The organism is Vibrio sp. 2132-1 (genome assembly GCF_033344315.1).
The window spans coordinates 59,846-72,100 of sequence record NZ_JAWPON010000010.1 but is presented as its reverse complement, the minus strand read 5'-3'; the positions used below and the strand labels follow the sequence as shown (position 1 = coordinate 72,100).

Sequence of the window (12,255 nt, the reverse complement as noted above, 5' to 3'; positions counted from 1 at the left end):
AGAACGCATCATCAAATAAGGGAGCCTCGCGCTCCCTTACTCATCTTATGTTTGCAGAGTGTCCGTTACACCTCGTCGCGACGGCGTTCGTTACACAGCTTAATGGCACGCTCAAGTAATTCTAACGCGGATTGCTCACATTCAGGCAGAACCGCATCACTTTCAGAAACTGGCGTTACGCGGTCACCCCATTTCAATACTGCCGCCCCCCATGTCAAACCTGCACCAAACGCAGCAAGAAGCATGTTATCACCAGGGTTAACTCGACCTTGCTCTACCGCTTCACACAATGCAATTGGCACCGTCGCAGCTGAAGTATTGCCATAGTTTTGAATGTTAACAAACGCTTTGTCGTGTGGAATTCCAGACAGGTCACACAAGGTTTGAATAATACGAATATTCGCTTGATGCGGAATCACAACATCGATTTGTTCCGTCGTTAACTGTGATGCTTTCAGTACGGTTTTCGCAGCTAGCCCCATGCCTTTTACTGCACGTTTGAAAATTTCTTGTCCTACAAAGTTGAAATCCCAGTAACCGTTGTCTTCCGCAAAGCGATCCATACAAGTACCAAACTTTGGTACGGACAGAATATCTCGGCCTTTTGCGTCACAACCGATTTGAGACTGTAGTAAACCCGTTTCTTTTTCCGTTCTTGATAACACAACGGCGCCCGCACCATCACCAAATAGAACAGCGGTATCTCGCATTGCCCAATCGATGTAGAAAGACAATCTTTCCGCACCAATAATGATCGCGTTACGATAGTTACCTGATTGAATCAAACGTGTGCCCGTTTCTAGGCCATAGACAAATCCCGTACATGCGGCATTTAAGTCAAAGGCAGCGGCTGCACGAATACCTAGGTTCTGCTGTACCTTAGACGCGATATTTGGAATCAATGAATCTGGTGAACAAGTCGCCACAATGATTAAATCCACGTCTGTTGCATCGACGCCTGCTCGAGCTAATGCATGTTTAGCAGCAACGGTCGCCATGTCTGACGTGTTTACATGACTAATACGGCGGTTTTCGATACCAGTGCGGGTACGAATCCACTCATCGGAAGTATCGAGGAAAGTGCTAAGATCATCGTTAGAGAGCACGGCTGGCGGAACACATTTCCCCCAACCTGTAATTTCAGCGTAGTAATTTGTCATCGCAGACCTATTTATTGTTGTATTTTAATAAAATTTCTTAGAACCTTAGGCTCAAATACAAACCTGCGCTGCGTTATTTCGGCAGGTTAAAAAATAAGTATACAAATAATGAGGCTGACTGGTAAGTCATGTTTTCATCAATACGTAATAAAGGAAGAAGTCATGTCATCGTTTAAAACTCGCTGCCCTTCGTGCGGCGGTCTAAATCGTGTCCCTAATGAGCGCGTTGCCGAATCTGCAACTTGCGGTAAATGTAAAAGTGCACTTTTAGACGGCTCGCCTATCGAAGGTACACAAGATAACTTTTCTGCTCTATTACAAAGTGATATGCCTGTTGTAGTAGATTTTTGGGCCCCATGGTGCAACCCGTGCGTTGGTTTTGCTCCTGTTTTCTCTGATGTTGCTCATGAGCAAGCCGGAACGGCTCGTTTTGTTAAGATTGATACCGAAGCTCAACAACAACTTGCGGCGCAATTTGGTATTCGCAGCATTCCTACCATTATGGTTTTCAAAAATGGTCAACGTGTTGATATGATCAATGGTGCGTTACCTAAAACTCAATTTGATCAATGGTTAAATCAAGCACTTACTAAATAATCTTCCACGCCAACCTTGTTTGTAGGTTGGCGTTTTTATGCAACTTATCAACCTATCTAGTTAACAAATATTATTTATCGAAACGACTTAAATTTATCATTTTACTTGCCTAACTATTAGCCTCATATTCGCGCCGAATAACCCTTAGATTTCATTTAACTTATAGGCGCAAAACAGTGGAAAACACAGTCGTTCCTGCAGCATCACCACGAGTTACAGTTCCAGTCGTCGCACTGTCTCTTTATGCGGTGGCTTCGGGCTATTTAATGAGCTTGATCCCTCTCATGCTCGGTGAATACAACATCTCAGCAGATTACGCGAGTTGGTTGGCGAGTGTGTTTTATGGCGGCTTATTAACCGGTGCTATTTTTATTGAACGTATCGTACGTCAAGTTGGTCACCGTAACGCGTTTATTGGTTGCTTGGCCGTATTTTCGCTAACTATCGTCACACTACCCGTGTTTGCTAACGGATTGATGTGGCTTGCCGCTCGCTTTATTGCGGGTATCGCGGTTGCTGGTGTTTTTGTCATTGTTGAATCTTGGCTAATGTCTGGAGACGAAGCATCGCGTGCGAGACGTTTGAGCTTGTACATGCTATCGCTTTATGGTGGTTCAGCATTAGGCCAGTTTGGTATTGGCGTGCTTGGCGTAAGTGGCGGCGTTCCGTTTATTGCGATCACGACGTTGATCTTAATGGCGATGCTGGTGCTAATGTTCATTGAGTGTGAGCAGCCAAACAGCCATGAATCAACCGCTTTATCATTTAAGCAAATTGCCAAACTAAACCATGCAGCAATTATTGGTTGTGTTGTTTCAGGTTTGACCTTAGGCGCGATCTACGGATTAATGCCAGTTGAGTTAACTAACCGTAAAATTAGCCATCAAGACATTGGTACATTGATGGCGCTAGTGATTCTAGGTGGCATGCTAGTTCAACCAATGGTGACCGCGTTAAACAAATACATGAGCCGCACAGTGCTAATGGCGTTTTTCTGTATTTTGGGTATTTTTTCGATCGGTATGACGTTTATTTCCTCGTCAGCCGTGGTATTGGCTGCTGCATTATTCTTTTTAGGTGCAGCTACTTTTGCCTTGTACCCGATTGCAATCAACTTAGGTTGCGAAGGACTTGATGAACGCTTTATTGTCTCTGCGACACAAGTCATGCTGTTTAGCTACAGCATCGGCTCTGTTGCTGGTCCTGTTGTCGCTGATAAATTTATGGGCCAAGAACACGGCTTGCTAGGCTACTTGTTTGCCGCTTTGGTTGCGACTGGCGTATACATGCTACTTGCTGCGAGCAAAACCAAGCAGCGTATGGCCGCTGGCCTCTAACCACGCCGCTTCTACTCAACGAAAACGAGGGCATGTCGCCCTCGTTTTTTTATTCTTCGCATTTTTGTTTAGATAAACGCTTGTGACGGTTTGACGCGTTCGCTGCAGGCTTTTCCGGTACCATTCGCTTTTCATGAAGCAAATGACGAACCGCCAAGATGGGATGTTTCAGTAACATTCTGGGGCCAGAGTAACGCATGACCAAACGCATTTGTTCTTTCGGCTCTGGTTTGTAGCAGTGAATCGGACATTTATTACACGTCGGTTTATTCTCTCCATAAGGACAGCGGTCGAGGCGCACTTCTGCGTATTCAAGCAGCTCATGACATTCTGAGCATAAGTCACGTTTTGTTCCATGATGGTCATGACAGTAAACCTCTACCATGGCTTTTACTGTCTTAAATTCAGTGGCGAGTTTGCCAAGTAAAATATCGCTCATGCGCTATCCAAAAATCACAACATCATTGTGTAAAGTTCTAACGTGCGGCCATTATCATATTGCTGCTCAACTCGTTCAAACTCAAAGCCCAGTTTTTTGAGCAAACTTATACTACGAATATTGTCATTGTTGGTGATGGCAACCAAATTATCGAGTTTCATTTCCTCTCTAGCGTATTCCAGCACTGCGGTTGCAGACTCCGTTCCGTAGCCGAAGCCATAAGCGGAAGGTAAAAATCCATATCCGAGATCATAGTGTTGTAATGTGTCACGTTTAACCAACCCACAAATCCCGATGGGTTGTCCATCTTCTTTCTTCTCTACAACGAGTAAACTCACGCCTCTAATTTTTTGCATGCGTAGCATGTTTTCTTTTATGTAACGCGCCGCTTCATATTCGGTACGAATTTGTTTGTCTCCGACAAAACGGTAGAAGTCTGGGTGGTTATAAAGTTCTAGTATAAATGGTGCATCATTTACACTCACAAGACGCAGTATCAAACGTTCGGTGTACAGTGTTTTCATTTGGGCTCCATTAAAACGCGATAGATGATTGGACATAGGAACGTACTTGAATTTTGCGACCGATACCGGCGCTTATTTAGTTGTAACTTGATAAAAAAGTAACTATCCTGCCTCGCTAAATTAAAGGACCACCACCATGAACCGCAAGAAGAAAATCAATCAGATCTTGAAAGCGAAGCAGAAGAAGCATAACGCTAAGCTACATAAGAGCAATAAGCCGCGTTATATCTCCAAAGCTGAACGCGCGAAAATGGAAGCTGAAGAACAAAACCAAGCTTCAGAACACACGGAAAACGTTGTAGACACAGCGCAGACAGATCAAGCCTAAAAGAAAAGCCGCTTCAAGCGGCTTTTTTGATATTTGGAGCGAGTTAGCTTTAGTATTCAACACTGTAGTTCAGTGTGAATGTGCGACCTCTTCCTTTGTAGTCGTACGCTGCTGCATCGTAGTGTGCTGCATAAAGAATCTGCGCACGTTGTCCCCAAGCGGTTGTGTAGTCTTCGTCAAATAGGTTTTGAATACCAAAACCTAACTGCCCGATAGGTAGTGTTACGTTACCAAGAAGATCAAACGTAGTGTATCCATCTAGTTTGTTGTTTGCGTCATCTTCGTAATCAAACATCGTCTGGCTTTGTAGACGTAGTGAATAGCCATCCTGATAGTAAGCCGCCCACGCGTTCGCTTTTGATGTACTTGCTTTACCCGCACTTAGATCTTCCCACTTACCGTTGGTTTTCAGCTCAGAAACCACATAGTGACCTGATGCACCTAACAAAATATCACGGTTTACCCAGTAGTTAATGTTTGCTTCGGCACCGTATACACGTTGCTCGTCATCAACATTGGTGATTAGGAGCGTCTTCTTGTCATACTTGATTGAGTTATCCGACACCGAGTAGTAACCCGCCGCTTGCAGTGCGACAGTATCCGTATCTAATCGGTAACCAATTTCATAGCTGTCCGTTTTGATGCCCGACATTTTTGAGTCAGATACGTTAATGCTATTGTTCAACGCGTAGTGACCATTTGCATCCGCGGCATCGTAGCTACCTTGGCCGTAGTACTTTGCAGGATCAGCGAGTTCGAAACCTTGAGAGAAGTTCGCCCAAAGCTGAGATTCATCGTTAAGCTGATAAATGGTGCCCAAATTAAATAAGCTCACAGAGTAGTCAGTGCTGCCACCTGGTACCGCATCCGCTGATACACCATTACCCGATGCGATCTTCTTTTGTATACTATAGGCAACAAAATCATCAATCTTATTGTCCATGTATTGGTAGCGGTAGCCTGCTTGTACTGACCAATCTTGATTGATTTGGTAATCCCCTTGGACAAACATTGCGTAAGACGCCACATCAACATCTGGGTAACGCCCCACTTCGGCATAGGTTCGATTAATTAAGTTCCCAGAGCTGTTCGCAATGGTTGAATCGAACAGAGCCTGGTTACTTTCAAAACGGTCTAAGTACGCATCGACACCATAAACAAGTTTGAATGACTCCCAGCTTTTAGCTAATGCTAAGCGCCCAGCAAAAACTTCTGTTTTTTGTTGAGAGGCACTTTGGTAATAAGGAGTAAAGGTTTGGTCTTCACTACGGTAAGATAACTCGCCTATCAGTTGATGACCGAATACGCTGTCGTGAGCGTAGTTCGCACTTAAGAGAACTCGCTCTGTACCATGTTCACGGTCGGAATCGAACCCCTCTCGTACATCAACAAATTTATTGTTAACAATGTACAAACCGTATGGCGAATCTTGCTGGCTGTCATAGTATTGTGCGACAAGGTTTAACTTGCTGGCATCGGAGATTTGAATCTCGGTCGATCCCATAACATCGAGCATTGAATTATACTGCAAAGAGCCCTGTGAAATGTCTGGGGTGACAATGTCGCCATTTGCGTCAAATGCACCTTGTGTCTCGGTGTACACAACCGAACCTCTAGCGGTAATTCGCTCATTACCACCCGAGATAGACTGAGCGAGTTTGTAATCAAAGTCATCGCTGCTATTAAAACCTGTAGTGCCACTCACGTAGGATTCAAACGACAAGTCATCCGAGTACGCTTTCTTGGTGATAATGTTAATAACACCACCAGTAGCGCCTGCCCCATAAATGGAGGTTGCACCAGATAGTACTTCAATTCGCTCGATGTTGAATGGGTCTATTGCGTCTAACTGACGACTAATCGGGCGAGAAGACTGTAACGAGACACCATCAATCATTACCAACATTGCTCTACCGCGAAGGTTCTGACCATAGTTAGTTCGACCACCGGTGCCGACGTCTAAAGAAGGGATGGTCGCAGAAAGAATACCACCCAGTGTCTTGCCCGCACGATATTGCTGAGCAATCTCTTCTTGGCCAACAAACCAAACCGTTCCTGGAATATCGGAGATCGATTTCGGCATCACACTGCCTACAACAACCAATTGCTCATCGCTCGGAGTCGATGTTTGTTGAAGATTTTCTGCTGCTATTGAGCTAACTGCGTATCCACTGCTCATCGCAAGTACGATGAGATTGAAAGAAAACGTCCTTTTCATCATTGTATTTATCTTTTTGTTGTCAACAAGAGCATGCAATGATACTTATTCTCACTCTCAAATCGAGCACTGTTACACAAGTTAAATAAATGTTAATTAAGAACCTTCTTGCTCATAAGCTGTCGATTTTCCTCTAAACGAGGACAATCTGCACAAAGCTTTCTGCCTTCACACTTATAGACTAAACAACAACTTTTTCTTACTAACTTTAGCGGCTGATCAGATTCCGTCTCATGAAGTGAGCGGCTATTATCAACATCCAAACCCATTGCGCTTAGCCACAAGACCGCATGCTCCTGAAGTGTCGAGTTAGTCATTTGCGGAAAGCGCTGTTGGAGACGAATTAAACAAGCCATGATTCCGTCCGACATCAATTGATGGGTGAAGCCAGGACGAATGCGTGTCCATTGACTCATCTCTTGTTGATAGAAGTCGAACAGTTCTCGGATTTGACGCCCCGCCTCTTTTATCAACGCTTCTGGCTCGCCATGTATATGCGCTTCGTCGGCGAATCGGTACCCAGAAACAAAACAAGGTTTGAGGTGCTGCGCTATCTCGCGAATGTTTGGCAACGTGTGGTAACCGTAAATAGAGATGAATGCGACATAAACTGGCTGCCAACAAAGTAAATCCCACGTTCTTGTCAACCAATATGCTTTTCCCGCTTCCGGATGAGCCTCCGAGATTTGCTGGTAAAGGCCTTGGATGATCGGGTTGATATCATTCTCGATATGGATAGCTTCTTGCCCTATCTCGCCGATATCACCGTGTAGGTAAGGTGTAATCTCACTCGAAGTTTGAAACAGTTGCGGGAAAAATTGCTCAGACATGATGGCTTATTGTTGGTGTAGTTATTCTGACACCTTTATACCCAAGCACCAATCGCAATGCAAACTATTATCTTTTGCGTTTTCATAACAAAGAAGCACTCTTAGGGTTAGTTATGAATGTATTTCCGAGTTCTGTGAAGCTGTAAGGTCTGGTTACGTATGCGATGAATAGCAACAAACTCTTAAACCTCTTCGCATTTGACGCTCACATGATCGCAAAAATACACAGCATAAAAACACCCTGATAAAACTGTGTTAACAGTTTCCCTGTGTAGCGTGAGTTATTGCCAATAATTGAATATTGCTGTTTCTTATCCAGCGGATTGTGAACAACATGAAGTATTTTCTTTCTGAATATCGAGACAATACAAAGAGGTAATTTGGCTATGTAGCCCTCTGTTTTGAATAAGGAAATCCACATGTTGTATCTTGAGTTTCTATTTTTGCTCGTGATGCTGTATATCGGCTCACGTTATGGTGGTATAGGCCTTGGGGTCGTATCCGGAATTGGCTTGGTGATTGAAGTATTCATCTTTAAGATGCCGCCAACCTCTCCTCCTGTCACCGTCATGTTGATCATTTTAGCGGTGGTAACATGTGCTTCCATTCTTGAAGCCGCTGGCGGTTTGAAATACATGCTGCAAGTTGCCGAGCGTGTGCTTCGTAAGAACCCAAAACGCGTCACCCTTATTGCTCCGTTCGTGACTTACTTTATGACCTTCCTACTTGGTACAGGTCACGCGGTTTACTCCATTATGCCAATCATTGGCGACGTTGCGCTTAAAAACGGCATTCGTCCAGAGCGTCCTATGGCTGCCGCTTCTGTCGCCTCTCAAATCGCAATCACAGCCTCGCCAATTTCAGCGGCCGTAGTTTACTACTTGGCGCAACTCTCTGATATTCAACACGAGATCACTCTGCTCTCAATTCTGCTCGTTACTGTACCTGCAACCTTATTCGGTACGTTGTTGATGTCACTTTACAGCCTAAAGCGTGGTAAAGAGCTAGACGACGATGAAGAATACCAAGAGCGTTTGAAAGATCCTGTGTGGCGCGAAAAGATCCTCAACACAACTGCGACGTCTCTTGATGAAGTACTACCAACAAGTGCTCGTAACTCTGTATTGCTGTTCATTGCATCGATCTTGGTTATCGTCGTTATCGCGATGTGGCCAGACATTCGTACCATCGTAGATGGCTCGAAGCCAATCAGCATGGCAGTTGTGATTCAAATGATGATGCTTTGCTTCGGCGGTATCATTTTGCTTGCGACCAAAACTGACCCGCGCGACGTACCAAATGGGGTGGTATTTAAATCTGGTATGGTGGCGGCGATTGCTATCTTCGGTATTGCATGGATGTCAGATACCTACTTCCAGTACGCTATGCCTCAATTTAAATCTGGCATCGTAGAGATGGTAACCAACTATCCTTGGACATTCGCGCTTGCATTATTCATTGTGTCGGTTGTGGTGAACTCTCAAGCTGCAACGGCTCGCATGATGCTGCCTGTTGGTCTCGGCTTAGGTTTGGAACCTGCGCTGCTTATCGGCTTGATGCCAGCGGTATACGGCTACTTCTTTATTCCCAACTACCCTTCAGATATCGCGACTGTGAACTTCGATACCTCGGGCACAACTAAGATTGGTAAGTGGTACTTCAACCACTCATTCATGTCTGTGGGCTTAATCGGCGTGATTGGTGCGTGTTGCTTGGGTTACTTGCTAGGGCAAATGATCATTCCTTCGTAACTAGCCAAATCAACGATAAATTAGAGGCGAGTCATTGTACGTTTCGTACAGCCTGAGTGACTCGCCTTTCTTTATTGCACTATTCACTACAGCAAGAAATCGTCATCAATCGCGACAAAATTGTCGGCACAATCAATCAGAGTTTGGGATGTTAGCTTAGGTACACCATAAACGGTCACCGTTTTATTGAAGCGCTGCTGAATTCTCTCTACTAGCAGACTAAAGTCTCCATCTCCCGAAACTAGAATCACTTCCTCAACTTCGGGAGCAATTTCAATTGCATCGAGAGTAACACCCACATCCCAATCGCCTTTCGAGCTGCCATCACGACGCTGGATGTAGGGTTTAAGCATCACCTCAAATCCAACACCACGAAGAATATGGTGGAACTGACGTTGCTTGGGATCATTGCTCGCAATTGCATAAGCACGAGCACTTACCACCTCTTTCCCTTGTGTGGCAACATACCAAAACTGGTTGTAATCAAAATTGCTTCGATACGCTTCGCGACAGGTGTAATACACATTCTGTACATCAACCAAAATGGCGATTTTTTGTTTGCTTTCCGAACTCATCTATTTCTACGCTCAATTTATTTGCTGCCTACCCTATGCCAGTTTTGGAAAAAGCACAATCAGCTAATTCCACTAAACTTATCGTATAACTTGATATTCGAGTTTCAAGGAGTGAAGCCATGAACAAGACGACCATTGCCCTGTTGCTTTCATGCCTCATATCAAGTGCTGCATTTGGATATCCAGCACACTCTCAGTATTGGCCGCACCGTAGCGTGCTGTATTTCGCCCCTGCAAATGACGACCACGTTAAGCAGTTTTTGCTTGAAGCACTGATGAATGAATGTGAACTAGAAGACCGTGACGTTATTACGCTCGTTATTGCCGAAGACGGTTACACGCAACCATCATGGCTCAAAGAAGAGTTTGATTTGAAAATGTTAGCCAAACTTTACGAAGTGAAACAAGGCCAACACACAGCGATTCTATTAGGTAAAGATGGTGAAGAGAAACACCGCTGGGGAGCGAAGACCGATTGGCAATTCATCAACAATCTAATTGATGAAATGCCAATGCGTAAAAGAGAGATGCAGCAGAAACGCAGTCCTTGCGCGATCTAGTGCTTAAGATTAGGTCTTCGGTTACTTGCCGAACCAATCTAATTTGTTGTGCAACTGTGTAACGCTACCAACTACAATCAATGCTGGACTCACGGCTTGCTCTGCCATGCTCGATAGCTCGTTCAACTTTCCTTGGAACACGCGCTGCTCCGGGCGCGTACCGTTTTCAATAATGGCGCAAGACATCTCAGGATCTAACCCATGAGTGATCAGCTTATCCACAATGTGGCCGCTTTGCTTCAACCCCATATAGAACACAAGTGTGTTGTTGGATTGCGCTAGTGAATGCCATTCAATCTCACGACCATCTTTTTGTACATGACCAGTGATAAATTGAACGCTTTGTGCATGGTCGCGGTGCGTTAGTGGAATACCTGCGTAAGCCGTCGCGCCCGCCGCCGCCGTAATACCCGGAACCACTTCGTATTTGATGCCAAATTCGGCTAGCTCTTCTAGCTCTTCACCACCACGGCCAAAGATAAATGAGTCCCCACCTTTTAGGCGCACAACGCGTTTACCTTCTTGCGCTTTCTGCACCAAGATTTGGTTGATTTGATCTTGAGGTACACAGTGAAAATCGAGCTTTTTCCCAACATAAATCATCTCTGCTGATGCATGGGCCAACTCAAGAATCTCTTTTGATACCAATCGGTCGTACACCACAACTTCAGCCGCTTGAATGGCTTTTAAGCCTTTTACTGTGAGCAAATCAGGATCACCTGGACCTGCACCAACAAGAGAAACAAAGCCGCTGTTTAAAGATGAGTGAGCAGTAGTCATATCAACGCCTATCGAAAAATTTAGATATAAAGAGTAACACTCGCGTTATGCACTTAGGGCTAAAACCACTCTAAGGAGTTATTACTTTTTATAGCTAAATCAATAAAATATGTCGCGAAAGTGAAAGTTAAAAATTGAAATCTAGTTAGAGAATAGTCCCGCCCATCCAGAAGCGGGACCATATTAAGCGAATTACCCGTTAATGGTTATTTAGCCATTGCAGGTTGCGCTTTTACTTCTTCTTCAGCATTGATAGAAGGCGCAGTTTTAGCGTGAGTTAGGTACAGTGGAATACAAGTCATTACGAGACCACCAACAATATTACCTAGAATGGTTGGAATAAGGTTGAAGTTCAACCAAGTCGCGATACCAAAATCCGCACCTAGAATCATACCTAGTGGGAATAGGAACATGTTTACTACGGTGTGTTCAAATACTAGCGCAAAGAAGATGAAGATTGGGAACCACATCATTGCTACGCGACCAGACACCGAACGTGCCGTCATGTTGCCTATAACGCCTAGACACACCATTAGGTTACAAAAGATGCCGCGTACGAAACACGTGATCCATCCGTCCATACCCATGTTTTCAAAACCAAGGCTACGCGCGGTAGAAACAGCCACAAATTTCTTCGCTACTGCATTCAGTTCTAGAGAGAAGTTACCTGTTAGAGAGATAGCCACTAGGTAAGCAACGATCAGAGAACCGATAAGGTTACCCAAGCCTACAAGACCCCAACAACGGAAGATACGACCCCAAGTGATACCCGGACGGTTAGCAAACTTAGCCAGAGGCGCTAGACCAAAAACACCGGTTACTAGGTCATACCCCATCACACTTAGAATTACGAAACCAACGGGGAAAACAAGTGCTCCTACAAGACCGATACCCGTTTGTACAATCGCGGTAATAGCAACCACCACCGCAAGCGAAAGAATAACGCCAGCCATCGTACCGCGAAGCAGAAGGTCTCGCGTGCTTGTATTAGTTTTCGCTTCACCAACATTGATCATGGTTTGCACGAATTCTGCAGGCTTAAAATCAGTAGACATGAATGTGTCCTTATCCAAAATTGAAAGTTAAAGATTGAATAGAGAAAGGCTTCCCGTTGACACCTGAACGCTATCTACAACACCTCGCTTCCCTGTTCCCC

At 44.7% G+C, this 12,255-nt stretch carries 13 protein-coding genes; 5 read left to right on the top strand and 8 right to left on the bottom strand.

Annotated elements, in window-relative coordinates:
• Positions 1–65: 65 nt before the first annotated feature.
• The gene (locus R8N47_RS12930) at positions 66–1,160 is read right to left on the bottom strand and encodes a ketoacyl-ACP synthase III (protein ID WP_053349917.1); all 1,095 of its coding nucleotides are present in this window, start codon (positions 1,158–1,160) and stop codon (positions 66–68) included.
• 162 nt (positions 1,161–1,322) lie between these two features.
• Here R8N47_RS12930 and trxC point away from each other — a divergent pair, with 162 nt between their 5' ends.
• Positions 1,323–1,757, top strand: a complete 435-nt coding sequence (trxC, locus tag R8N47_RS12925; RefSeq protein WP_005376074.1) for a thioredoxin TrxC — start codon at positions 1,323–1,325, stop codon at positions 1,755–1,757.
• Between the two features lie 176 nt (positions 1,758–1,933).
• A complete protein-coding gene (locus tag R8N47_RS12920) occupies positions 1,934–3,094 on the top strand; it encodes an MFS transporter (RefSeq protein ID WP_017634647.1) in 1,161 nt (386 codons plus the stop codon).
• 49 nt (positions 3,095–3,143) lie between these two features.
• Here the strand turns inward: R8N47_RS12920 and R8N47_RS12915 are convergent, their stop codons facing one another.
• Positions 3,144–3,533 (bottom strand): nitrous oxide-stimulated promoter family protein, encoded by a 390-nt coding sequence (locus tag R8N47_RS12915; RefSeq protein WP_025767744.1) that lies wholly within the window; start codon positions 3,531–3,533, stop codon positions 3,144–3,146.
• Between the two features lie 14 nt (positions 3,534–3,547).
• A complete protein-coding gene (locus R8N47_RS12910; RefSeq protein WP_047101056.1) occupies positions 3,548–4,057 on the bottom strand; it encodes a GNAT family N-acetyltransferase in 510 nt (169 codons plus the stop codon).
• Positions 4,058–4,193: 136 nt separating this feature from the next.
• Between R8N47_RS12910 and R8N47_RS12905 the strand changes: the two genes are divergently transcribed.
• A complete protein-coding gene (locus R8N47_RS12905) occupies positions 4,194–4,385 on the top strand; it encodes a DUF2986 domain-containing protein (RefSeq protein ID WP_005376066.1) in 192 nt (63 codons plus the stop codon).
• A gap of 49 nt (positions 4,386–4,434) precedes the next feature.
• Here the strand turns inward: R8N47_RS12905 and R8N47_RS12900 are convergent, their stop codons facing one another.
• Together R8N47_RS12900 and R8N47_RS12895 are read right to left on the bottom strand one after the other, a co-directional pair.
• On the bottom strand, positions 4,435–6,606 hold the full coding sequence (locus R8N47_RS12900) for a TonB-dependent receptor (protein WP_318070247.1): 2,172 nt from the start codon (positions 6,604–6,606) through the stop codon (positions 4,435–4,437).
• Between the two features lie 89 nt (positions 6,607–6,695).
• On the bottom strand, positions 6,696–7,433 hold the full coding sequence (locus R8N47_RS12895) for a siderophore ferric iron reductase (RefSeq protein ID WP_042520969.1): 738 nt from the start codon (positions 7,431–7,433) through the stop codon (positions 6,696–6,698).
• A 419-nt stretch (positions 7,434–7,852) separates the two neighbouring features.
• Between R8N47_RS12895 and R8N47_RS12890 the strand changes: the two genes are divergently transcribed.
• Positions 7,853–9,184 carry an anaerobic C4-dicarboxylate transporter gene (locus R8N47_RS12890; protein ID WP_005376060.1) on the top strand — a complete coding sequence of 444 codons (1,332 nt, stop codon included), beginning with the start codon at positions 7,853–7,855 and terminating at the stop codon, positions 9,182–9,184.
• Between the two features lie 86 nt (positions 9,185–9,270).
• Here the strand turns inward: R8N47_RS12890 and R8N47_RS12885 are convergent, their stop codons facing one another.
• The gene (locus R8N47_RS12885) at positions 9,271–9,759 is read right to left on the bottom strand and encodes an NYN domain-containing protein (protein WP_054575428.1); all 489 of its coding nucleotides are present in this window, start codon (positions 9,757–9,759) and stop codon (positions 9,271–9,273) included.
• Positions 9,760–9,878: 119 nt separating this feature from the next.
• Between R8N47_RS12885 and R8N47_RS12880 the strand changes: the two genes are divergently transcribed.
• On the top strand, positions 9,879–10,319 hold the full coding sequence (locus tag R8N47_RS12880) for a DUF4174 domain-containing protein (RefSeq protein ID WP_005440978.1): 441 nt from the start codon (positions 9,879–9,881) through the stop codon (positions 10,317–10,319).
• 21 nt (positions 10,320–10,340) lie between these two features.
• Here R8N47_RS12880 and cobA read toward each other — a convergent pair whose 3' ends face one another.
• Both cobA and R8N47_RS12870 read right to left on the bottom strand, forming a co-directional pair.
• Positions 10,341–11,099: a uroporphyrinogen-III C-methyltransferase gene (gene cobA, locus R8N47_RS12875; protein WP_054575427.1), complete on the bottom strand. Its 759-nt coding sequence runs from the start codon at positions 11,097–11,099 to the stop codon at positions 10,341–10,343.
• 206 nt (positions 11,100–11,305) lie between these two features.
• On the bottom strand, positions 11,306–12,154 hold the full coding sequence (locus R8N47_RS12870; protein ID WP_005387971.1) for a formate/nitrite transporter family protein: 849 nt from the start codon (positions 12,152–12,154) through the stop codon (positions 11,306–11,308).
• Between the last annotated feature and the right edge of the window lie 101 nt (positions 12,155–12,255).